Genomic DNA, 23,082 nt, shown 5'->3' with positions numbered 1-23,082 from the left:
AACCCACATATGCAAATGAAAAATATTTGCATCCATGCCGATTAGCGGGAAAAGCGCCGCGGCTCCTGCCTCAACGCGCGTGAATCAGCGCCCTGCCATCACGCTGATATTCCACCTGCACGGGCAGCAACTGGGGTAATGCAGCGAGAAAGGCATCCGGGCGGGCGATGTTCAGGCTGCCGGAAACCCGTTGTGTGGCAAGGCTGGGATCAGCCAACTGCACGGGCGCCTGTCGGTAGTGGGACAACTCATCCACCAACTGCGCCAATGGCCGGTCACGGAAAATCAGCTGCCCGCGTCGCCAGCCGGCAATCTCCTCAGGGTTCTGCTGGCCCAGTTGCAGCGTACCGGTCCGATAATCGAAGTCGGCACTGTCGCCCGCGCTCAACAGGGTCGGCTGTCCGGTGCCGGTTTGAGCGTGCAGGGCCACGCGGCCGCTTTCCACCACCACCGCCAGGCGCTGGTCGCCACGGCGTACATCAAAGCGCGTACCAACCACACGGACGCTGCCCTGCCCCGTCAGGACATCGAACGGGCGCTGGGTATCGGGGGCCACCGTGAAAAACGCCTCGCCGTGCAGCAACTCCACTTCGCGACGATCCGCATAGAGCCGCACATGCAGGCGCGTGTCGACATTGAGGTCGATACGTGAGCCATCCTCCAGCTCGACCTGGCGATGCTCGCCCGAGGTGCTCTGCACATAGCGATCGACATCCGGCTTGGCGGCAAACCAGCTCTGCGAAGTGGCCAGCGCTGCGCAGGCCAATACCACGGATGCAGCCAGCGCCTTTCCGGGTTGCCAGCGGCCTCGGGACTGCAGGGGAACGATAGCGGCAGATGGAGTGGCCGGCCGGGACAGGCTGTCGAAATCGGCCCAGATCAGCTGCATGTCGGCGAATGCCCTGGCATGCGCAGGACTGGCCGCCAACCAGATATCCAGCTCGGCCAGTTCATTCGCCGATAGCTGCCCGCTGGAGCGGCGGCTGAACCAGTTGGCCGCCTGCTCGTCGATCGTGTCCATCCGCTTCCTGTCGCTCATGTCTCGTCCGTCGTCGACTGACCTTGCACCCGCTGCTTGCAATGCAGCAATGCGCTGGCAATGTGCTTTTCCACCATGCTCAGGGAAATGCCCATCCGGTTCGCCACCTCAGCCTGGGACAGGCCATCGAACTTGTGCAGGATGAACGCCTCACGGCGGCGCGGCGACAGATCATCAAGGGCCAAGCCCAATAGATGCAAGCGTTGTTGCTGTTCGATCTGCTCCAAAGGGCTCACTTCCTGCTCATCGGCCATGCCATTGAGGGCCTGCTCGCCATCCAGCCCTTCGCACGCTTGCGGGCGCACCTGCTGCCGACGCCAATGGTCACGCAACAGGTTGCGGGCAATCTGAAAGAGGAACGCGCGGGGCTGCTGGACTTCGCCACCGTTGCGCCAGTCAAGCCAGTGGGTAAAGGCATCCTGCGCCAGGTCAGCAGCATCGGCCGTGCTGTCCAGACGCTTGCCAAAGAACTTCAGCAGCTCGCCATGGAACGCCCGATAGGCACCGGAAATCGATGCGCGTGAACGCTCATCCATATCGATGCCACCTGCTCGCTTCACGTCCGCCGCCCGAGATCACGCTTCGCCCCAACTGCATAAGTCGCCAGCGAACGGGAATGCCGTGCACCAAGGCCTTAAATGAGAATAACTATCATTAGATTACAGGGATTGGGGGCAGGTCAAGAAGCAAGAATCGCCGCGCCCATCAATGAAGGTGATGCCCACTAGCAGACGCATCGATTTTTTTCGTGACGCGTGCGGTGTTCATATAAGCCCCGTACCCAGCCTGACAACGACTCCCAGCGCGCTGCCAGCTCGAGGCAACAGCCCGACAGTATTCAGAGGACAGGTCATGAAAATTGCTTCCATCGTTTCCGCCGTTATCTCCAGCCTGATGCCCATGGCATTTGCCGAAGCCGCCGAAAAACCTGGCGAGGGCATTCCAGCCGTCGATTACCACTACGGCATGCAGCTGGATATCGAGAAGGTCCTGCATCGCACCGACAACTCCGACAAGATCGGCGTGGTGCCCAGTACCGTGGTGTACCAGGACGGCAAGGGTGAAGTGCACAAAGTGCGCTTTCTCGAGTGGGGCGGTAAAACCAGTCAACAAGGTTGAAGCCCAGGCGGATCAACCATGCTGGCCTTCATCGGCCACATGGCTGTCTGGCAGGCAGTCGTCAGCCCCGGATACTTTGCGGGCCGGCGATGCCACCCGAACGAATGAAGCGGGTCATTGCACGCGCTACATCGAGCACGTCGTCGGATGGATGGTTGGCGCAGTACGCACTGATCCACATACGCCGCCTGACGGCATCGAAGTCCTCGACCAGGTTTTCTTCCATCAGCAAGCGCTCACTGACGCCATGCAAATAGCCATCGACCCACAGACCAACCGTGCGCACTTGCGCCGAGTCATGTCGCTCTATGTGTTCGATGCTGTTACAGGTAACCGTAGCCAGATCCGCAGCACGGCTCAGATCATCGGCCAGGGCGCAATGACTGGTGAACAAAAGAACGGTACCGACAATGATGGCCTTCATGGGCAGGCTCCACAGATTCACGCTGACTCTTTTGGCCAACTGCCGCATGTGGACCACATATTCCAGCAAGGTTCCGCAAGGCACGCCTGGAGGCACGGGGAACGACCGGAAAAGCCGTCCCCGTGCACATCGTCACCGCGCGAGAATGGCCACGGCCTGAGTGCCGTAACGAACCAGATAGCCGCCATTCTGATGTTGCCAGACCTGGGCTTGCTGCACGTCGGCAAACCAGTTCGTCTCGAAATCACCAAAGGCCCCGGCATCCAGACGGTAGCGATCGATGGACGCGCTATCGCAGGTATCGATCGTTTGCTTGCAGGTAGCCCAGTCGGCATACCCCAGCTCGACGGCGAGCATGGCCAGGATCTGCTTGAGTTGGAGACTCTCACGTTGCCCGTACAGTTCGGTGAGGCGCTGGACTTTCAAGACCTTTGCCGTCAACAGCCGTCGCAGAATCGGCAAGGCGATACTCCGCTCTGCGCCGCGAGCACGACGCAACAGATGGCGAGCATGACTGCGCAGGTAGTCGGTATTACGGATATCGGTATGAATGGGGCAGGATGTGGACCACATGACGTTTCCTCTGTGTCTGCCGTTCTCGCTGCGGCTAGGAGGTTAACGTGAAGGTCAATCCAGAATGGAAAACCGGGACAGGTGCAAATGGCTTTTGCGAGAGTGGGCGCCCTGTCGTGCCCGGCGGCGATTCTAAAGCGCCTTTTCGTCGCCGTGCAAGCGCCGCCTCGACAGACGGCCGAGCGGTGTGGCTCAACAGCCACTCGGCCAGTCGGCGTAGACAGAAGGGTCGCTCGGCACAGCAAACCGGGTCGAGCGAGCCCCTCTATCGGTCAGCCATTGATGCGTTTGACCAAACGCGCCTGCAGCTTTTCCAGCTCAGCCGGGTCAGCCTTGGCAGTGGCGTGCATTTCGAGGTTATCGCCATTGAAGCGCGGCACGATATGCAGGTGGATGTGAAACACCGTCTGCCCTGCCGGCGCACCGTTGAACTGTGCGATCTGCACACCATCGGGTTGCAGCTCCTCCGTGATCACCCGGGTCAGTTTCTGAAGCGTCAGCATCATCTTGCTCAGGGCGTCCGCGTCGACATCGAGAAGATTGCGAGCGGCAGAGCGCTTGGGAATTATCAGCGTATGCCCGTAGGACTGCGGGAATACGTCAAGAAAGGCGAGCACGTCGTCGTCTTCGTAAAGCTTGTAGCAGGGGGCCTCGCCGCGAATGATCTTGGCAAAGATGTTCTGTGAATCGTAATCGCCGTGCAGGCTCATCAGGGTTCTCCATGTCAGGGTTAAGCCATGAACAATACCGGCTTGGCCTTGTCAGGTAAAAACAGTCGTTCAAAAACAAGTGCCGAGGCAATCCTTGGCCCGTTATTCTCACCTCCTCCTCCCCACATCGGAGTTCGCATGTCAGACCTTTCCGCCTACGCCATTACCCGCAAGTGGCCAGCCGCCCATCCCGAGCGCCTGCAACTCTATTCGCTGCCTACTCCCAACGGGGTCAAGGTATCGATCATGCTCGAGGAAATCGGTCTGCCCTACGAGGCTCACCTGGTCAGTTTCGAGACCAACGATCAGCTCACCCCCGAGTTCCTGTCGCTCAACCCGAACAACAAGATTCCCGCGATCATCGACCCCAATGGCCCGGACGGAAAAGCCCTGACGCTGTTCGAGTCAGGCGCGATTCTGATCTACCTCGCCGACAAGACCGGCAAGCTGATCCCCCAAGACGGCGTGGGCCGTTACCACGCCATCCAGTGGCTGATGTGGCAGATGGGCGGCATCGGGCCGATGTTCGGCCAGCTCGGCTTCTTCAACAAATTCGCCGGCAAGGACTTCGAAGACAAGCGCCCGCGTGACCGTTACGTCGCCGAATCCAAGCGCCTGCTCGGCGTGCTGGAGCAGCGCCTGGACGATCACCAGTGGCTGGTGGGCGATGAATACAGTATTGCCGACATCGCCACCTTCCCCTGGGTGCGCAACCTGATCGGCTTCTACGAAGCCGCAGACCTGGTTGAGTTCAACCGCTTCCCCAACGTCCAGCGTGCACTGGATGAGTTTCTCGCTCGCCCCGCCGTCATCCGTGGCTTGAACATTCCCAAGCGCGCCTGATCGAACCGCATGGCCCGGCTGCCATTAGCCGGGTCATGCGGTCTCGCCAAAGCGCCAACCTGTTCACCGGAGAAGGCTCTAGAACAAGCCTTTCGCCCGTCCTAATCAATCTTCGTAATGATCACTATCAGGCTGATCGGCCTTCTTAATGGTCACACCAGGTTTCTATAATTCCCGCCCCGCATATCTCCAGGCCTGTATCAGGCCTCGCCCTCCGGAACATAAAACCATGTCAAGCCTCAGCCAACCCCTCGACCACCAGGCGCAAAGCCCCAAGCAGCAATGGCTGGCGATCCTTTCGGTGGCCGTGGGCGCCTTCGCCCTGGTGACCAGCGAATTCCTTCCGGTGGGCGTTTTGAACGATGTCGCCAGCGACCTCGGCATCAGCTCGGGCCATGCCGGCCTGATGGTGACCCTCCCTGGCATCATGGCCGCTCTCGCCGCGCCTTTGCTGTCGGTCGGTATCGGTTCGATGGACAGGCGCCACCTGCTGGTCTTTCTGACCCTGATGATGATTGTCGCCAACACCGTCGTGGCCTTCGCCAGTGACTTCAATGTGCTGCTGGCTGGCCGCGTGCTGCTGGGCATCAGCATCGGTGGCTTCTGGGCAACGGCGATCGCCCTGAGTGACCGCCTGGCACCCAAGGGCGTGGGCGTGGGCCAGGCCAACGCGATCATCATGGCGGGGGTGACACTGGCCACCGTGCTCGGCGTGCCGGTCGGCACCTGGCTAAGCGGCCTGATGGGCTGGCGCATGACCTTCCTGGTCACGGCCCTGGTAGGTATTCCGGTGTTGCTGCTGCAGTTCTTCCTGCTGCCCACGCTCAAGCCGCAAAAGGCCATTCGCCTCAACGATCTGCCGGCGCTGTTCATCAATCCCAAGGCGCGTGTCGGCCTGATCGCGGTGCTGCTCATCGGGCTGGCGCACTTTGCTGCCTACACCTACGTCGCGCCCTTCTTCAAATACAACGCCCACTTCGACGGTGCGACCATCAGCTCGCTGCTGTTGCTCTACGGCACCGCAGGGGTGCTGGGCAATATCTTCGCCGGTTTTGCCGCCAACCGCAGTGTGCGCTACACGCTCCTGCTGGTGGCCTGCCTGCTCGGTCTGAGCACTTTCCTTTTCCCGTATTTCGCCACGCAGATGAGCGGTGCGGTCATCCTGATTGCCGTCTGGGGTTTCGCCTTCGGCGCATTCCCGGCCTGCGCCAATATCTGGATGTTCGTCGTCGCCCCCAAGGACGTCGAACGTGGCATGCCGCTGTTCGTCGCGCTGTTCCAGGTCATCATCGCCCTCGGTTCGTTCTTTGGCGGGCGCGTGGTCGATCAAATGGGGGTCGATGCCCTGCTTACCATGGCCACGGTGCTGGTGGTGTGTGGCTTCCTCACCGTCATGACCTTCGGCCGCGGCGTCAGCAACAACCTGGCACCTGCCGCGAACTGAGCTAGGCGAAGCGGGTACGGGGCGGTATCTTCAAGCGCCCCATACCTAGGACCTGCTCGCCTCATGCGTCGATCCCTCACCCTCCTGGCCCTGACGCTATGTGCGACGACTGCACTCGGCCATGTCGAAATCGCCGCCGTGCAGCACCCCACCATCGGCAAAATGCTGGTTGGCAAGGTTTCCGAAGAGATCGCCCCCGGTGACTACGAGGTGCTGCTCAAGAGCCTGCGCGATCACCCTGGCACCTTCGCCCGCAAAGTCATCCTGCTGGATACCATCGGCGGGAGCGCTGCCGAAGCCATGCGCATGGGGCGCCTGCTGCGCGAAACCGGCTTCGATACCCTGGTACCGTCCACCGGTGTTTGCCAGGGCAGTTGCATCTACCTGCTCGCCGCCGGCCACAAACGCACCGTGCGCGGGCATGTCGGCCTGCATCGCCCCTACTTTCCCGCCGGTGATTCCGCGCAGGCGCAATCGACACCGAGCGCGCTGCGGCAGAACCCCGTGACCTACCTGCGGGACATGGGCATGGCGCCCAACCTCGCGCCGGACATGCAAGCCATCCCTCCACAACGCATGCGCGTCCTGACCCCGCAAGAGCTCGCCCGCTACCGGCTCAACTGAGCGCTGTCGCGCTTTTGGGCAATGCGTGGCATTTACCGCAAGCGCGCATTGCGGGCCGCCCTGTAACTGGCTACGTTCGGCTGCACATCTCGTTGCCACCCCGTTCTATTCGCGATTTTCAACAAAGGAATCCGCATGCCTGCCCTACCGCGCACTCTGCTTGCCAGCCTCGCCCTGCTCTGCAGCATCAGTGCCCATGCCACCGATCCGGCCTGCCCGATTACCCTCGACCAGGAAGACCCCTCAAGCATTCGCCAACACCAGGAAAAAGCCGATGAGGGCGATGTCTGCGCCCAGTTCAATCTTGGCTTCTTCCACTACACCCGGCAGGAATACGAACTGAGCGAGCAGTGGTACGCCAAGGCTGCCGAACAGGGTGACGCGCGAGCCGCTTTTGAAATCGCCATCCTCTATCGCGACGCGCTGTTGCCCGGCGACGACAGCCAACGCCGCCAATGGATGGAAAAATCCGCCAACATGGGCCTGGACCTGGCCCAGATCGAACTGGCGATCGATCACCTGGAAAAACGCGAAGACCAGAGCGAACTGATCACGGCCATGGAATGGTTCGAAAAAGCCGCCAAGCAGAACAACGCCCAGGCCCAGTACGTGCTCAGCGAGTTGTACTGGAGCAACGAGCGCGGCCCTCAGGACATGGCCGCAGGCGATGACTCCGACCCTGAAATGCAGCGCGCCATGCATTTCGCCAGCGATGATCAGAAAGCCGCGCAATGGCTGTGCAAAGCGGCAATGAATGACTACCCACAGGCTCAATACACCCTCAGCAACGCCTACAGCATCGGCCGGGGCGATGTACCGCCCAGCCAGGTGCAGCGCCAGCTCTGGCTGGAAAAAGCCGCCGCCAATGGCGACGAAGATGCCATCAATTCACTCGATACCCGCCTCGAAGCCTGGTACACCACCGCGGAAAAGTGGGTGAAACGGCAATTGGTGACAGAAGAAGCCACCTGCCCGGAAGGCGCACTGGAGGTAGAACACTAGGACCTGGCGCCGTTTCGTCGCGAGCCGCGCTGCCGAGTTGCAGCGAGCGGAACGGCAAAGCCCCTCATAGATCGGTGAGCGGGAAAGGATGAATGGGCGCGCTCGCTACTGGCCCTGCAGCGTCCAACTCCTTACTATCCCCTTCCTTTCCGCCCGCTCGCTCACGCTGGGCATGCTCGCTCTTCGCCTCAGGTAGATCATGAAAATCGCCCGTCTGCGCGCCGATGTCCTGGCCGGACTCACCTCCTCGTTCGCCCTGGTGCCCGAGTGCATCGCCTTCGCCCTGGTTGCCCATCTCAATCCGCTGATGGGCCTGTACGGCGCGTTCATCATCTGCACCCTCACGGCGCTGTTCGGCGGGCGGCCGGGGATGATCTCCGGCGCTGCCGGGTCGATGGCCGTGGTGATCGTCGCCCTGGTGGTGCAGCACGGCGTGCAGTACCTGCTGGCGACAGTGCTGCTCGGTGGGTTGATCATGATCGCCTTCGGCGTGCTGCGCCTGGGCAAGCTGGTGCGCATGGTGCCGTATCCGGTGATGCTCGGGTTCGTCAACGGCCTGGCCATCATCATCGCCCTGGCTCAACTGGAACATTTCAAGGACGGTGAAGCCTGGCTCGGTGGCACGCCGCTGTATCTGATGCTCGGTCTGGTGGCCATGACCATGGCCATCGTCTACCTGCTGCCACGCCTGACACGCAGCGTACCGCCTGCGCTGGTGGCGATCCTCGGGGTTGGTCTGCTGGTCTACCTGACGGGGCTGCCAACCCGCACCCTGGGTGACATGGCGCATATCGCCGGCGGCCTGCCGAGTTTTGCCCTGCCGGACATTCCGTGGACCCTGGAAACCCTCGGCATCATTGCGCCCTATGCCGTGCTGATGGCCCTGGTCGGCCTGTTGGAAACCCTGCTGACGCTCAACCTTACCGATGAAATCACCCAGACCCGCGGCCACACCAACCGCGAGTGCGTGGCCCTCGGTGCAGCCAACGTGGTCTCCGGTGCGTTTGGCGGCATGGGTGGTTGCGCGATGATCGGCCAGACCGTGATCAACCTGAACTCCGGCGGCCGTGGCAGGCTCTCCGGTGTGGTCAGCGGCGTGATGATCCTGCTCTTCGTGCTGTTTCTTGCACCGCTGATCGAGCGCATCCCCCTGGCTGCGCTGGTCGGGGTGATGTTCGTGGTCTCTCAGCAGACCTTCGCCTGGGGCTCGCTGCGGGTACTCGGCAAAGTGCCGGCCAACGATGTCCTAGTGATCGGCGCCGTGACCCTGATCACCGTGTTCACCGACCTGGCCACCGCCGTGCTTTGCGGCATCGTCATCGCGGCCCTGAACTTCGCCTGGCAGCATGCACGCGAGCTGTATGCCGACAGCCTGACCGACGCTGACGGCAGCAAACTCTACCGCCTGCATGGCACGCTGTTCTTCGCCTCGACCACGCCATTTCTCAACCTGTTCGATGTCGCCAGCGATCCGGAACAGGTCACGCTGGACTGCCGCCACCTGAGCTTCGTCGACTACTCCGCCATCGCCGCACTGAAGACCCTGCGCGAACGCTACGCCAAGGCCGGCAAGCACCTGCGTGTGGTGCACCTGTCGGAACGTTGCAAACAATTGCTCAAGCGAGCGGGAATGCAGCAATAACGCCTCTCGGTCCGAAATTCGCGATGGCTTGGATCGGCGCGCACCGCGCAGCCTGCGAAGCGATTTCATCACGCACTCGAAATGCCCTCACATACAGGCAGGTGTGCAAGAACGTACCTGTAATCCTCGCTGCAGCTCTGCTCTTCTACGGCCAGCCGCCCAAGCACCACAAAGAAGCTCGACCACAAAATCGCGCACCAAAATAACGCGCCGTTTTTCCTCCTTTTCCTCCTCTTTGCCACGCAAGGCCCGCCCCTTCTGGGTCTGCGCTAGCTGGCACGATGTTCGCTATATCCCAGTCATGCAGAAGCACCCCGCAAGGGCGCACGGCACGACAATTTGCAATGGCTGACTAGGGTTCCGGCTCGACGCGCTCCTGAGAGCACGCGGGTGACTGGTCCGAGAGTTGGCGACCTCGTTCGGGGTTACACGGCGGGACAAAAGCCCGGGAGAACGCGCCACCTGAATGTCAGGCTCGTGCCGCGCTGCTCCTGCCCGTATTCCACCGAACCGGAGGTTCACCATGCGCAAGTCCCTGTTCTCCTCGCTGATCGCCGCCGGCCTCGCTGCCGCCCTGAGCATCCCCGCCCACGCCGAGAAGAAAGACCATTTCAGTGTCTGCTGGACCATCTATGCCGGCTGGATGCCCTGGGAATATGGCGCCGCCGAAGGCATCGTCGACAAGTGGGCGAAGAAGTACGGCATCAGCATCGATGTGGTGCAGCTCAATGACTACGTCGAATCGATCAACCAGTACACCGCTGGCCAGTTCGATGGCTGCACCATGACCAACATGGACGCCCTGACCATCCCCGCCGCTGGCGGCGTGGACTCCACCGCGTTGATCGTCGGCGACTTCTCAAATGGCAACGACGGCATTGTCATCAAGGGCGAGAACAAGACCCTGGCCGATCTCAAAGGCCTGGACGTCAACCTGGTCGAACTCTCCGTCTCCCATTACCTGCTCGCCCGTGGCCTGGAAAAAGCCGGCCTGAGCGAGAAGGACCTGAAAGTGGTCAACACCTCCGATGCCGACATGGTCGCCGCCTTCGCCACCAAGGACGTCAAGGCCGTTGCCACCTGGAACCCGCTGCTGGCCGAGATCGAAGCCACCCCAGGCGTGACCAAGGTATTCAACTCCAGCCAGATCCCCGGCGAGATCATCGACCTGATGCTGGTCAACAGCGCAACGCTGAAAGACAACCCGAACCTGGGCAAGGCCTTGACCGGTGCCTGGTACGAAATCATGGCGACCATGAGTGCCGACTCCGCCGCCGGCACCGCTGCCCGCGAGCACATGGCCAAGGCCTCCGGCACCAACCTGGCCGGCTACGAAGCCCAGCTCAGCACCACCAAGATGTTCTACGACGCCAAGGAAGCCGTGGCTTTCGCCAACAGTCCGAAACTGCCGGCGACCATGAGCAAGGTGGCCAGCTTCTCCTTCGATCACGGCTTGCTGGGTGAAGGCGCACAGAGCGCCGAGGCCATTGGCATGAGCTTCGCCCGCGACGTGGTCACCGGCGACAAGAGCAACGTCAAGCTGCGCTTCGACCCGAGCTACATGCAGATGGCGGCCGACGGCCAGCTCTGACGCCCTGGCCCCCGAGCGGGTTTGATCATTCCCACGTCGAGGCGTCGAACCGTCCGCGTGGGAATGCAGCCCGAGACGCTCCGCGTCTCAGTCTTGTGGACGCAAAACGTCCAACCCGGGCTCCCACGCAACGCGTGGAAACCATCGGTAACCTTGAGGAGCGCCATGCGCCTGATCAACCGACATCCGGACCGCGGCGGACGCCTGCTGCTGATCCTGCTGCCATTCGCCCTGCTGCTGTTCGCCTACTTCGTCGGCTCGGCATCGCGATTGACGGAAAACCCCAACGACAAACTGCTGCCCAGCGCCAGCCAGATGGTCGCTGCCATCGATCGCCTGGCCTTCACCGAGGACAAGCGCAGCGGCAACTACCTGTTCTGGCAGGACAGCGCAGCGAGCCTCAAACGCCTCAGCATGGGCATCGGCATTGCCGCCCTGGTCGGCCTGTGCCTGGGCATCGCGGCGGGCATATTGCCGCTGTTTCGCGCCCCGCTGTCGCCACTGCTGACCGTGCTGTCAATGGTGCCGCCACTGGCGATCCTGCCGATCCTGTTCATCGTCTTCGGCCTCGGCGAGCTGTCCAAGGTCATGCTGATCGTCATCGGCATCACCCCGATACTGGCGCGTGATCTGGAGCAACGGACCCGCGAGATTCCCACCGAAATCCTGATCAAGGCACAGACCCTCGGCGCCAATACCTGGACCCTGATCCTGCGCGTGGTCTTGCCGCAACTGCTGCCGCGCCTGCTGATCGCCCTGCGCCTGGTCCTCGGCTCGGCCTGGTTGTTCCTCATCGCCGCCGAAGCCATCGCCTCCACCGACGGCCTCGGCTACCGCATCTTCCTCGTGCGTCGCTACATGGCGATGGACGTGATCCTGCCGTACGTGGTGTGGATCACCCTGCTCGCCTGGCTGATGGACCTGGGCCTGCGCCAGCTCACCCGCCTGTGCTTCCCCTGGTATGAAGGAGCGAAAGCATGAAACGCATAGAGAGCGGCGCCGTAGCGAGCGAGTCGCTGGCAAGAAGCCCGGAGCGCAGCAACCGGAGTGGACATCTGGTCCATGAGGATTGCGAGCACCGCGTGACGCAGCCAGCGGCTCGCGCAGTAGGCGCCTTCATCGAAGTGAAAAATGTGTGGCAGGAGTATGGCGATCAGGTCGTGCTGGAACGCCTGAACCTGCGCATCAACGAAGGTGAGTTCTGCACGCTGGTCGGTGCCTCCGGCTGCGGCAAGTCGACCTTCCTGCGCCTGCTGCTGGGCCAGGAGCGCGCCAGCCGTGGCGAGATCCTGCTCGGCGGCGAGCCACTGGCCGGCGAGCCGGATAGCAGCCGTGGCGTGGTGTTCCAGCGCTACTCGGTGTTCCCGCATCTCTCGGTACTGGACAACGTCGCCATCGGCCTGGAACTGCCGCGCTCACCGCTGCTCGGTCGCCTGTTCGGCGCCGCCAAGCGCGAGGCCCGCGCCCAGGCCGAGGTGATCCTCGACAAAGTCGGCCTCGGCCATGCCCTGGACAAGTATCCGAGCCAGCTCTCCGGCGGCATGCAGCAGCGTCTGGCCATTGCCCAGGCGCTGATCATGAAGCCGCGCGTGCTGCTGCTCGACGAACCCTTCGGCGCCCTCGACCCTGGCATCCGCAAGGACATGCACGCCCTGCTGCTGGAGCTGTGGAACGAGACCCGGTTGACCGTGTTCATGGTCACCCACGATTTGAGCGAGGGTTTCAGCCTCGGCACCCGCCTGCTGGTGTTCGACAAAACCCGCATCGACCCGCACGCACCGAACGCCTTCGGCGCGCGCATCACCTACGACATCCCCCTGAACAGTGACCGCCGCGCCACCCGCGCCGCCGTCGACGCTTTGCCGGCACACGTCACCGAGCCCTATAAGGAGCACCCATGAGCGCATCCCTGAGCCTGCGTCCGACCCTGTACGAAGAACTCGTGCCTGGCGGCGGCCACACCTCGTTCGTCCTCAAGCGCGGCCAGTTGCTGCGCATCACCGATCTCGAAGGCGACGCCAACGTCAGCTTGCTGCTGCTCAGCGCCGCCGAGAAGAGCGAGCGCCTGAACCTGCCGGACACCCTCAAGTGCCAGCACACCGCCAAGCTCACCGCCGGCCATTGCTTGTACTCGGACATGGGCCGCGTGCTCGCCGCCATCACCGCCGACACCTGCGGCTGGCACGACAGTTTCGGTGGCGTGCTGAATGCCGAGGAAGTCGCCGAGAAATACGGCGCCGGTCGCTACCAGGAACTGCGCAACCACTTCTTCCGCAACGGCGTGGACAACCTGCTGGTGGAAATGGGCAAGTGGAACCTGAACATCCAGGACCTGCTGATGGCGCTCAACCTGTTCAGCAAGGTCAGCGTCGATGGCGACGGCCGCTTCCATTTCGAGCCTGGCAACTCCAAGGCCGGCGACTACATCGAGCTGTACGCACCGATGGACACCCTGGTGGTGCTCACTGCCCTGCAGCACCCGCTGGACCCCAACCCGCAGTACGCACCCAAGCCGGTGCAACTGAGCTGGAGCAAGGTCGAGAGCGACGGCATCAGCGTGCTGTGCCGCACCTCGCGCCCGGAAAACGGTCGCGGCTTCCACAACACCGAACGCCTGTATATCTGAGGACGCCGACATGAGCCTTACCGCCAGCGACAAACATGCTGCCACCGCTGTCTACCGCCACGAGATCCCTGCCGGCGAGCCGTTCCTCTGCGAAGTCAAAGCCGGGCAGACCGTGCGCCTGCTCGACCTCGAAGGCAACCAGGCGGTCGACACGCTGTTCTTCTCGGCCCGCAACCCACGCGAGCGCTACGACCCGCAACGCACCCTGCGCAAGCAGAACAGCGTGTACCTGACCACCGGAACCGTCCTCTACTCCAACCTGGGCAACCCGCTGCTGACCATCAGCGCCGACACCTGCGGCCGCCACGACACCCTCGGCGGCGCCTGCGCCCAGGAGAGCAACACGGTCCGTTACGCCCTCGACAAGCGCTACATGCACAGCTGCCGCGACAACTTCCTGCGCGCCAGCCTGCACGACGGCCGCCTGGAGAAACGCGACATCGGCGCCAACATCAACTTCTTCATGAACGTGCCGGTCACCCCCGAAGGCGGCCTGACCTTCGAGGACGGCATCTCCGCACCGGGTAAGTACGTCGAGCTGGTCGCGCACATGGACGTCATCGTCCTGATCTCCAACTGCCCGCAGTTGAACAACCCCTGCAACGGCTGGAACCCGACCCCGGCCGAGGTGCTGGTATGGGACTGATCAGACGCTGGCTATTCGCCCTGTGCCAGAGCCGCAGCGGCCAGTGCCTGGGGCAGAACGCCAAGCCAACGCAGACCCCGTAGGCGCGAGTTCTGCTCGCGAAGCGTTACCTGCCCTGTTCGCCAGCAGAGCACTAGGCGTGCCCCTAGCTCCTACACAGCGCGCGCGTATTCCCCACCCCGGACGACCGTGGTGCAGACCCAATACCGGCGGGACGGCCCGCCTCCTTCGAGGACACCTCGAATGTTCGACACACTTCTGATCGCCAACCGCGGCGCCATTGCCTGCCGCATTCTGCGTACTCTGCGTCAGCTCGACGTCAAAGGCGTGGCCGTGTACTCCGAGGCCGACGCCGCCAGCCTGCACATCCAGCAGGCCGATGAAGCCTTCAGCCTCGGCGAAGGCCCGGCCGCCCAGACCTACCTGGTGGTCGACAAGATCCTCGCCGTCGCCAGGCAGACCGGCGCGAAAGCCATCCACCCCGGTTACGGCTTCCTCTCCGAGAACGCCGCCTTCGCCGAAGCTTGCGAAGCCGCCGGCATCGCCTTCGTCGGCCCGACCCCGGAGCAGCTGCGCGTATTCGGCCTCAAGCACACCGCACGCGCCCTGGCCAAACAGCACGGCGTACCGATGCTCGAAGGCACCGAGCTGCTGGAAAACCTCGACGCTGCACTGATTGCAGGTGAAGAAGTCGGCTACCCGGTGATGCTGAAAAGCACCGCCGGCGGTGGCGGCATTGGCATGCGCGTATGCCGCAGCGCCGAGGAACTGAGCGACGCCTTCGAAGCGGTCAAGCGCCTGGGGCAGAACAACTTCAGCGACAGCGGCGTATTTATCGAGAAGTACATCCAGCGCGCCCGCCATCTGGAAGTGCAGGTGTTCGGCGATGGCGCCGGCGACGTGCTGGCCCTCGGCGTGCGCGACTGTTCGGTGCAGCGGCGCAACCAGAAAGTGCTGGAAGAGACCCCGGCGCCGAACCTGCCGGCCGGTATGGCGAAAGAGCTGTGCGCGGCGGCGATCAAGCTGGCCAAAGCGGTCAGCTACCGCAGCGCCGGCACCGTCGAATTCGTCTACGACAGCGAGGCCGAGCGCTTCTACTTCCTCGAAGTGAACACCCGCCTGCAGGTCGAGCACGGCGTCACCGAACAGGTGTGGGGCGTCGACCTGGTGCGCTGGATGATCGAACTGGCGGCAGGCGATCTGGCGCCGCTGAGCGAGTTGGCGAAGCACCTGAAGCCCAGCGGCCATGCCATCCAGGCGCGCCTGTACGCCGAAGACCCGGGCCGCGACTTCCAACCGAGCCCCGGCCTGCTCACCGCCGTGGACTTCCCCAAGGCCGATGGCAAGAGCCTGCGCATCGACACCTGGGTCGAAGCGGGCTGCGAGATCCCGCCATACTTCGACCCGATGATCGCCAAGGTCATCACCTGGAAGCCAACCCGCGAAGAAGCCAGCGCCGCGCTGAACCAGGCCCTGGCCGATACCCTGCTGTACGGCGTGGAAACCAACAGCCAGTACCTGCGACAGATCCTGGTCGACGCCCCGTTCGCCAGCGGCTCGCCGTGGACCCGCTGCCTGGAAGGCCTCGTCTACCAGGCGCACACCTTCGAGGTGCTCTCCGCCGGCACCCAGACCACCGTGCAGGACTTCCCCGGCCGCCTCGGCTACTGGGCGGTGGGCGTGCCGCCCTCGGGGCCCATGGACGACCGCGCGCTGCGCCTGGGCAATCGCCTGCTGGGTAACGACGAAGGCGCCGCCGGCCTGGAAATCACCATGAGCGGCCCGTTGTTGCGCTTCAACACCGATGCGGTGGTAGCGATCACTGGCGCGGAAATCCCCGTGACCCTGGACGGCGTGGCGCAACCGCTGAACAGCGCGCTGCTGATCAAAGCCGGCAGCACCCTGAGCCTCGGCACCATCGCCGGCAGCGGTGCACGCTCGTATCTCACCCTGCGTGGCGGCCTGCAGGTGCCGGAATACCTGGGCAGCAAAAGCACCTTCACCCTGGGCCAGTTCGGCGGTCACGGCGGCCGCGCCTTGCGTGCCGGCGATGTGCTGCATATTCCGGCACTCTGCAATGCGGAGAATGGCGCGCAACTGCCCGCCGCGCTATGCACCGCCCTGCCCGCCGTGCGCGAAATCCGCGTGATCTACGGCCCGCACGGTGCGCCGGAATACTTCACCCCGGCCTATATCGACACCTTCCTCGCCACCGACTGGGAAGTGCACTTCAACTCCAGCCGCACCGGCGTGCGCCTGATCGGGCCGAAACCTGAGTGGGTACGCGACAGCGGCGGCGAGGCCGGCCTGCACCCGTCGAACATCCACGACAACCCCTACGCCATCGGCGCGGTGGACTTCACCGGCGACATGCCGGTGATCCTCGGCCCGGACGGCCCGAGCCTGGGCGGCTTCGTCTGCCCGGTGACCATCATCGAGGCCGACCTGTGGCAGCTCGGCCAGCTCAAGGCCGGCGACAAGCTGCGCTTCGTGCCGGTGAATATCGAAACCGCCCGCACGCTGGCCAAGGCGCGCCAGGCAGAAGTCGCCGGGCTGGACGCTGTTGCCGTCAACTGGCAGCCGATCCCATTGGAGCCGCCGGTGATCCTCGACATCGGCAGCCAGGACAAGCGCCTGGTCGCCCGCCTCTCCGGCGACACCCACCTGCTGCTGGAAATCGGCCAGGCCGAGCTGGACCTGGTGCTGCGCTTCCGCGGCCATGCGCTGATGCAGGCGCTGGAAACAAAATTCGGACTGCGTCAGGGCGTAGCGAGTGCAGCCGAGCCGAGTTTTAACGACGCATCGGCAAACGCAGTAGCCCTGACTCGGTTCGCCAATGGCGTGATTGATCTGACGCCGGGCATCCGCTCGCTGCAGATCCATTACCAGCCGGAAACCCTGTCGCTGGCCAACCTGCTGGCGGTGGTGATCGGCGAATGGGACGCGGTGTGCAACGCCCAGGACCTCAAGGTGCCGTCGCGCATCGTGCACCTGCCGCTGTCCTGGGACGACCCGGCCTGCCAACTGGCCATCGACAAGTACATGACCACGGTGCGCAAGGACGCGCCCTGGTGCCCGAGCAACCTGGAGTTCATCCGCCGCATCAACGACCTGCCGAACCTCGACGAGGTGTACCGCACCGTGTTCGACGCCAGCTACCTGGTGATGGGCCTCGGTGACGTCTACCTCGGCGCGCCGGTGGCCACGCCGCTGGACCCGCGCCATCGCCTGGTCACCACCAAGTACAACCCGGCGCGCACCTGGACCGCCGAGAACTCGGTGGGCATCGGCGGCGCCTACCTGTGCGTGTACGGCATGGAAGGCCCCGGTGGCTACCAGTTCGTCGGCCGCACCCTGCAGATGTGGAACCGCTACCGCGAAGTCGCCGCCTTCCACGGCAAGCCCTGGCTGCTGCGCTTCTTCGACCAGATCCGTTTCTACCCGGTGGGGGCCGATGAGCTGCTGCAGATTCGCCGCGACTTCCCGCTCGGCCGCTATGAACTGCGCATCGAAGACAGCGAACTGGCCCTGGCCGACTACCAAGACTTCCTCACCGAGGAAGCCGAGGGCATCGACGCCTTCCGCACCCAGCAACGCGCCGCCTTCGACGCCGAGCGCCAGCGCTGGATCGCTTCCGGCCAGGCCCATTACGAGAGCGAGGAAGTGGTCGCCGAACTCGGTGATGACGCCCCGCTCGCGGCTGGCCAGCACAGCATCGACAGCCACATCGCCGGCAACCTCTGGCAGGTGCAGGTCGAGGAAGGCAGCGCGGTGAAAGCCGGTGACGTGCTGGTGATCCTCGAGTCGATGAAGATGGAAATCCCCCTCACCGCCCCGCGTGACGGCGTGGTGCGCGAGGTGCGCGTGCAACCCGGCTCGCCAGTGCGTGCCGGCCAGCGCGTGGTGGTACTGGAGGAAGCCTGAGGATGAGCTGGGCGGTGGATGGATGGAGCGCCAGCTACGCGCCCCGATCCACCCTACGACTGAATCGCAGGGTGGGCTTCAGCTCACCATTGCCATCAGCCAGAACGCGGTGAGCTAGAGCGGAGCGCCGCCCGGCCCGCCCTACACCTACGAACTCTCACCGCAGGGTGGGTCACGCTTCATCGACCCACCACGCGGACTCGCAATAAACGAGGAAACCTGACATGACCCACGAATTCGACCTGCGCCTCGGCGCCCTGAAAACCGCCTACGCCGACGGCAGCCTGACCCCGCGTCAGCTGATTCTCGCCCTGCATGACAAGGCCGCCGCGCTCAATCCGGAATTCCACCTGTTCATCCACCTGCTCAGCACCGCCGAGCTGGAACCCTATCTAGCGGCGCTGGACGGCAAGTCGCCGGCCGAGCTGCCGCTGTTCGGCGTGCCCTTCGCCATCAAGGACAACATCGACCTGGCCGGCATCCCGACGACCGCCGCCTGCCCGGCCTTCGCCTACGTGCCCGAGACCAGCGCGACGCTGGTCGCCCAGTTGATCGCTCTCGGCGCCGTGCCGATGGGCAAGACCAACCTCGACCAGTTCGCCACCGGCCTCAACGGCACCCGCTCGCCCTATGGCGAATGCCGCAACAGCGTGCACCCGGCCTACCCGTCCGGCGGCTCCAGCGCCGGCTCGTCGCTTGCCGTGGCCCTCGGCGTGGCCAGCTTCGCCCTCGGCACCGATACCGCCGGCAGCGGACGCGTACCAGCCGCACTGAATAACCTGGTCGGCCTCAAGGCAACCAAGGGCCTGCTCTCCACCGCCGGCGTGGTGCCGGCCTGCCGCACCCTGGACTGCGTGACCTACTTCACCGCCACCGCCGCCGAAGCCAGCCAGTTGCTGGCCCTGACCGCCAAGCTGGATCCGCGTGACGAGTACAGCCGCGCCAACCCGCTGTGGAACGACGCCAGCGCCTTCGGCAAACCCCGCGCAGGCTTCCGTTTCGGCGTGCCCAAGCAGCTCGAATTCCTCGGCTGTGTGGAGAGCCCGGCACTGTTCGCCAGCACTATCGAACAGCTGAAAGCCCTGGGCGGCGAAGCAGTGGAAATCGACTTCGCGCCCTTCCTCGACGCCGCGCGCCTGCTCTATGAAGGCCCCTGGGTCGCCGAGCGCTACAGCGTCGCCGGCGCACTGATCGAACAGCAGCCAGATGCCGTGCTGCCGGTGATCAAGGCCGTGCTGGAAAAAGCACCGGGCACCACTGCCGTCGACGCCTTCCGCGCGCAATACCGCCTGCAGGCGCTCAAGGCCATCTGCGACCGAATCCTGGCCGAGGTCGACTGTGTGCTGACCCCGGCCTACCCCCGCCCGGTAACGCTGGACGAGCTGCACGCCGAACCGGTCAAGCGCAACTCGGACCTGGGCTACTACACCAACTTCATGAACATGCTCGACTACGCGGCCGTTGCAGTGCCGGCCGGCTTCATGGCCAACGGCCTGCCGTGGGGCGTGACCCTGTTCGGTCGCGCCTTCACCGACCAGTATCTGCTCAGCCTCGCTGATGGCCTGCAGCGCCAGCACGGCCTGCCGTTGTCCGGTGCGCGCACGCTGGATACGACAGCCCCGGCCGCCATCGCCCGCAACGACCGCGCCCGCGTGGTGGTGTGCGGCGCCCATCTGGATGGCCTGCCGCTGAACTGGCAGCTCAAGCAACGCGGCGGCCGCCTGCTGCAAGCCACGCAGAGTTCGCCGGACTACCAGTTGTACGCCCTGGCCGGCGGCCCGCCCTTCCGTCCAGGCATGGTCCGTGTCGCCGAAGGTGGCGTGGCCATCGCCGTGGAAGTCTGGGAATTGCCAAGCGCCGAGCTGGGCTCGTTCCTTACCGGCATCCCCGCGCCGCTGGGCCTGGGCAAGGTGCAACTGGCCGACGGCAGTTGGGAAACCGGTTTTATCTGCGAACCCTATGGCCTGGCGGGCGCCCTGGACATCACCCATTTTGGCGGCTGGAAGGCTTACATGCAGAGCAAGGGCTGAGGCCAAACACCTAGCGTGAGCCGGGCGCAGCGGATGGTTCGCGCGAGCCTCGGATGCTGATGCGGCTGGAAGCAAGCACAGGGTGGATAGCAGCGCGTTATCCACCCTGCCATTCAAACCGTAGGGTGTGCAGGCGCATCGAAATTATGTGCAAGCCCTCCGCTGTGCACGGCGCACCCGACCTCTCTCTACAGGAGCAGCCAGCGCGTCTACAAATCCCCTGAGCGCTGATAACAGAGAATCCGCCCCCTGAACGGCGCATCCGGGTCATCCAGATCGTTGAGCAGGTCGGCCTGTTGCTGGTAGCCATGGCTGAGCATCTCGCGGCTGAAACGCGGGCTGTTGCCACGCCCCGGATCGACGATCAGCACTTCGGCCACCGGTTTGCTGTGGCGGTCGATAAAGCCGGCCAGCAGGCCAGGATGATCGCGCTCATACAGCAGGTCGCTACCGATGATCAGGTCGAACAGGCCAAGCTCGAGGTACACCTCGCCCCAATCACATGCCTGATATTCGATCGGTTCCAGCTCGTTCAACGTGGCGTTGCGCAGCAGGAACTCGCCAGCCAACGGGTGATAGTCGCTGGCGGTAATATCGGCGCCCAGGCGCTGCAGCACCAGGCTGCTCAGCCCCAACCCACAACCCAGCTCGAGAATGCGCAGGCCCTCGGTCGGGAAGCGGCTCATGGTCTGCGCCAATACCTGCCCGGCAGGCCACAGCTGGCCGAACAGCGACCAGGTGGCCGAGGAAATTCCTGCCAGCTCGGCCAGGCCATCGTGGTCGGCGAACTGCTGCTTGTCACGCAGGGAACACAAGTGAAAATCCTCGGCACCGATGCTGAGGGTGGAGTACTTGATGCGGTAACCAGGCATAGGCTGCTCGGGCCGTCGGAAATGTCATGCCACCCTGGAGGCGCGCAGACGAATCAACCAGCCGTCGGAGGGTAGGCATCCGACACATGGCCTGGAGGCGCCAGACCGGAACGTGTGACCCCATTGCGGGAATCAACGGAGAACATCAGAACAATCACTCTTCGTGCCGGACACCTTAGGCGCCTGGTCCAGGCTAAGCAAGGTCGTCGCCTCGCCACCCTCGGCGCTGGTACAGCCAGCCACCGCCACGTTAGCATGTGGCCACTACGAACCCAGAAACCGCCCCCCATGCCGCCACATACCTCCAAGCATGCCCAGGCCTACCTGCTTCTGCTGTTGCTGGTCCTGCTGCTCAGCGGCTTCATCGCCACCACCCTGGTCAGCTACTACACCTCGCGCGATGGCATTCGCCACACCATCGTCAACACCGAGCTGCCGCTGACCTCCGACAACATCTATTCGGAAATCCAGAAGGACCTCGTCCGCCCCGTGGTCATCTCCTCGATGATGGCGCGCGACACCTTCGTACGCGACTGGGTGATGGGTGGCGAACAGGACAGCGACCAGATGACTCGCTACCTGCGCGAAGTGCAGGAGCACTACGGCGCCTTCACCAGCTTCTTCATCTCCAACAAGACCCTGACCTATTACCAGGCCAAGGGCGTGCTCAAGCAGGTCGACGAAAAGGCCAAGCGCGACGTCTGGTACTTTCGCGTGCGCGACATGCAGACGCCCTACGAGGTCAATGTCGATGTCGACATGGCCAACCAGGACCGCCTGACCTTCTTCATCAACTACAAGGTCTATGACTACGACGAACGCTTCATCGGCGCCACCGGCGTGGGCCTGACCGTCGACGCCGTGGTCAAGCTGATCGACGACTACCAGCAGCGCTTCGAGCGCAGCATCTACTTCGTCGACACCAATGGCCGTATCGTCCTCACCGGCGCCACGGGTGGCCCCATGGGCGCGCGGGTTGGCCAGTCGCTCAGCGAAGTCGCCGGCCTCGAAGCCTTGCAGGCCAAGCTGCCACAGCCCAAGAGCGGCAACTTCACCTACAACGAACAGGGCCGTGGGCACTTCCTCAACGTGCGCTTCATTCCCGAGCTGAACTGGTACCTGTTCGTCGACAAGCATGAAGAAGGCGCGCTGGCCGACATCCGCCACACGCTCTACCTGAACCTGCTGGTCTGCCTGATCATCAGCAGCGTGGTGCTGTTCCTCGTGTACCTGTCGATGCGCCGCTACCAGCGCCATATTGCGGCCCTCGCCACCACCGACACCCTCACCGAACTGCCCAACCGCCGCGGCTTCAACCTGCTGGCCAACCAGGCCATCGTCGAGGCGCAACGCGAACAGAGCCCGCTTAGCGCCCTGCTGATCGACCTCGACAACTTCAAGGACCTCAACGACAGCCACGGCCACCTGGCCGGTGACGAAGTGCTGCGCGGCTTCGCGCGCAACCTGCAACAGGACCTGCGCCAGTCCGACATCATCTGCCGCTGGGGCGGTGAAGAGTTCATCCTGCTGCTCAAGGACACCGACAGCGCCACCGCCCGCCACCTTGCCGAGAAGATTCGCCACCAGACCGAAGCCAGCCGCTTCCCGTTCAATGGTGCCGAGCTGCAGATCAATACCAGCATCGGCCTTACCGAACTGCATGCCGACGACACCCTCGAGCGCCTGATCGCCCGCGCCGACCGCGCGCTGTACCGGGCCAAGAAGTCCGGGCGCAACCGGGTGTGCGAAGAACGTTTCGATCCGTCCTCATGAGCGAGACCACACGCTGCCCCTGCTGCGGCCAATTGAACGACTGCGCCCAGGCCGGCCAGGACGCTGCCGTGGAAGACTGCTGGTGTTTCAGCACGCCGATAGACCCGGCCCAGCTCGACGCCCTGCCCGCCGAGCAACGCAATCGCGCCTGCCTGTGCCCACGTTGTGCCCAGGGCCTGCCGGTAGAGCCCGACTGATCC

At 63.8% G+C, this 23,082-nt stretch carries 21 protein-coding genes and 1 riboswitch; of the genes, 15 read left to right on the top strand and 6 right to left on the bottom strand.

Features of this window, described 5'->3' with window-relative positions:
* Nucleotides 1–70 precede the first annotated feature (70 nt).
* Both ACWPW0_RS07905 and ACWPW0_RS07900 read right to left on the bottom strand, forming a co-directional pair.
* Nucleotides 71–1,039 carry a FecR family protein gene (locus ACWPW0_RS07905; RefSeq protein WP_454254963.1) on the bottom strand — a complete coding sequence of 323 codons (969 nt, stop codon included), beginning with the start codon at nucleotides 1,037–1,039 and terminating at the stop codon, nucleotides 71–73.
* The gene (locus ACWPW0_RS07900) at nucleotides 1,036–1,575 is read right to left on the bottom strand and encodes a sigma-70 family RNA polymerase sigma factor (protein WP_447590722.1); all 540 of its coding nucleotides are present in this window, start codon (nucleotides 1,573–1,575) and stop codon (nucleotides 1,036–1,038) included. Before ACWPW0_RS07900 ends, ACWPW0_RS07905 begins: the two co-directional genes overlap by 4 nt.
* Nucleotides 1,576–1,891: 316 nt before the next feature.
* Between ACWPW0_RS07900 and ACWPW0_RS07895 the strand changes: the two genes are divergently transcribed.
* Nucleotides 1,892–2,158, top strand: coding sequence for a DUF2790 domain-containing protein (locus ACWPW0_RS07895; protein ID WP_447590721.1), 267 nt, complete (start codon nucleotides 1,892–1,894; stop codon nucleotides 2,156–2,158).
* A gap of 61 nt (nucleotides 2,159–2,219) precedes the next feature.
* On the opposite strand, the gene ACWPW0_RS07890 is transcribed toward ACWPW0_RS07895, so the two are convergent.
* From ACWPW0_RS07890 to ACWPW0_RS07880, 3 genes are all read right to left on the bottom strand, one after another.
* On the bottom strand, nucleotides 2,220–2,582 hold the full coding sequence (locus tag ACWPW0_RS07890) for a hypothetical protein (protein WP_447590719.1): 363 nt from the start codon (nucleotides 2,580–2,582) through the stop codon (nucleotides 2,220–2,222).
* A gap of 132 nt (nucleotides 2,583–2,714) precedes the next feature.
* The gene (locus ACWPW0_RS07885; RefSeq protein ID WP_447590717.1) at nucleotides 2,715–3,155 is read right to left on the bottom strand and encodes a hypothetical protein; all 441 of its coding nucleotides are present in this window, start codon (nucleotides 3,153–3,155) and stop codon (nucleotides 2,715–2,717) included.
* Nucleotides 3,156–3,427: 272 nt separating this feature from the next.
* The gene (locus ACWPW0_RS07880; protein ID WP_447590715.1) at nucleotides 3,428–3,865 is read right to left on the bottom strand and encodes an HIT family protein; all 438 of its coding nucleotides are present in this window, start codon (nucleotides 3,863–3,865) and stop codon (nucleotides 3,428–3,430) included.
* Nucleotides 3,866–4,003: 138 nt separating this feature from the next.
* Here ACWPW0_RS07880 and ACWPW0_RS07875 point away from each other — a divergent pair, with 138 nt between their 5' ends.
* The 12 genes from ACWPW0_RS07875 (at nucleotide 4,004) to atzF (ending at nucleotide 20,237) form a co-directional block, all read left to right on the top strand.
* A complete protein-coding gene (locus tag ACWPW0_RS07875; protein WP_447590713.1) occupies nucleotides 4,004–4,708 on the top strand; it encodes a glutathione binding-like protein in 705 nt (234 codons plus the stop codon).
* 229 nt (nucleotides 4,709–4,937) lie between these two features.
* Nucleotides 4,938–6,152, top strand: coding sequence for an MFS transporter (locus ACWPW0_RS07870; RefSeq protein WP_447590711.1), 1,215 nt, complete (start codon nucleotides 4,938–4,940; stop codon nucleotides 6,150–6,152).
* A 63-nt stretch (nucleotides 6,153–6,215) separates the two neighbouring features.
* Complete coding sequence (locus ACWPW0_RS07865) at nucleotides 6,216–6,776, top strand: hypothetical protein (protein WP_454254962.1); 561 nt, start codon at nucleotides 6,216–6,218, stop codon at nucleotides 6,774–6,776.
* A 135-nt stretch (nucleotides 6,777–6,911) separates the two neighbouring features.
* Nucleotides 6,912–7,778 carry a tetratricopeptide repeat protein gene (locus ACWPW0_RS07860; RefSeq protein ID WP_447590708.1) on the top strand — a complete coding sequence of 289 codons (867 nt, stop codon included), beginning with the start codon at nucleotides 6,912–6,914 and terminating at the stop codon, nucleotides 7,776–7,778.
* Nucleotides 7,779–7,977: 199 nt separating this feature from the next.
* Nucleotides 7,978–9,420, top strand: a complete 1,443-nt coding sequence (locus ACWPW0_RS07855) for a SulP family inorganic anion transporter (protein WP_454254961.1) — start codon at nucleotides 7,978–7,980, stop codon at nucleotides 9,418–9,420.
* A gap of 341 nt (nucleotides 9,421–9,761) precedes the next feature.
* A riboswitch (guanidine-I (ykkC/yxkD leader) is annotated at nucleotides 9,762–9,874 on the top strand.
* Nucleotides 9,875–9,943: 69 nt separating this feature from the next.
* A complete protein-coding gene (locus ACWPW0_RS07850; RefSeq protein ID WP_447590705.1) occupies nucleotides 9,944–11,011 on the top strand; it encodes a putative urea ABC transporter substrate-binding protein in 1,068 nt (355 codons plus the stop codon).
* 165 nt (nucleotides 11,012–11,176) lie between these two features.
* Nucleotides 11,177–11,992 carry an ABC transporter permease gene (locus tag ACWPW0_RS07845; RefSeq protein WP_454254960.1) on the top strand — a complete coding sequence of 272 codons (816 nt, stop codon included), beginning with the start codon at nucleotides 11,177–11,179 and terminating at the stop codon, nucleotides 11,990–11,992.
* Nucleotides 11,989–12,912 carry an ABC transporter ATP-binding protein gene (locus ACWPW0_RS07840; protein ID WP_454254959.1) on the top strand — a complete coding sequence of 308 codons (924 nt, stop codon included), beginning with the start codon at nucleotides 11,989–11,991 and terminating at the stop codon, nucleotides 12,910–12,912. Before ACWPW0_RS07845 ends, ACWPW0_RS07840 begins: the two co-directional genes overlap by 4 nt.
* A complete protein-coding gene (locus ACWPW0_RS07835; protein WP_447590699.1) occupies nucleotides 12,909–13,637 on the top strand; it encodes an urea amidolyase associated protein UAAP1 in 729 nt (242 codons plus the stop codon). The genes ACWPW0_RS07840 and ACWPW0_RS07835 overlap by 4 nt, the downstream gene beginning before the upstream one ends.
* A gap of 10 nt (nucleotides 13,638–13,647) precedes the next feature.
* Nucleotides 13,648–14,283 (top strand): urea amidolyase associated protein UAAP2, encoded by a 636-nt coding sequence (locus ACWPW0_RS07830; protein WP_340658955.1) that lies wholly within the window; start codon nucleotides 13,648–13,650, stop codon nucleotides 14,281–14,283.
* Nucleotides 14,284–14,526: 243 nt separating this feature from the next.
* The gene (uca, locus tag ACWPW0_RS07825; RefSeq protein WP_454254958.1) at nucleotides 14,527–18,207 is read left to right on the top strand and encodes an urea carboxylase; all 3,681 of its coding nucleotides are present in this window, start codon (nucleotides 14,527–14,529) and stop codon (nucleotides 18,205–18,207) included.
* Nucleotides 18,208–18,431: 224 nt separating this feature from the next.
* On the top strand, nucleotides 18,432–20,237 hold the full coding sequence (atzF, locus tag ACWPW0_RS07820) for an allophanate hydrolase (protein WP_454254957.1): 1,806 nt from the start codon (nucleotides 18,432–18,434) through the stop codon (nucleotides 20,235–20,237).
* 209 nt (nucleotides 20,238–20,446) lie between these two features.
* On the opposite strand, the gene ACWPW0_RS07815 is transcribed toward atzF, so the two are convergent.
* Nucleotides 20,447–21,109, bottom strand: coding sequence for a class I SAM-dependent methyltransferase (locus tag ACWPW0_RS07815; RefSeq protein WP_454254956.1), 663 nt, complete (start codon nucleotides 21,107–21,109; stop codon nucleotides 20,447–20,449).
* A 288-nt stretch (nucleotides 21,110–21,397) separates the two neighbouring features.
* Here ACWPW0_RS07815 and ACWPW0_RS07810 point away from each other — a divergent pair, with 288 nt between their 5' ends.
* On the top strand, nucleotides 21,398–22,882 hold the full coding sequence (locus ACWPW0_RS07810) for a sensor domain-containing diguanylate cyclase (protein ID WP_454254955.1): 1,485 nt from the start codon (nucleotides 21,398–21,400) through the stop codon (nucleotides 22,880–22,882).
* The gene (locus ACWPW0_RS07805; RefSeq protein WP_454254954.1) at nucleotides 22,879–23,079 is read left to right on the top strand and encodes a cysteine-rich CWC family protein; all 201 of its coding nucleotides are present in this window, start codon (nucleotides 22,879–22,881) and stop codon (nucleotides 23,077–23,079) included. The genes ACWPW0_RS07810 and ACWPW0_RS07805 overlap by 4 nt, the downstream gene beginning before the upstream one ends.
* Nucleotides 23,080–23,082: the final 3 nt, after the last annotated feature.

This window comes from Pseudomonas sp. Marseille-Q8238 (assembly GCF_965111915.1).
Note: the sequence above shows the minus strand (reverse complement) of the source record. Positions and strands in the feature narration are given on the sequence as shown.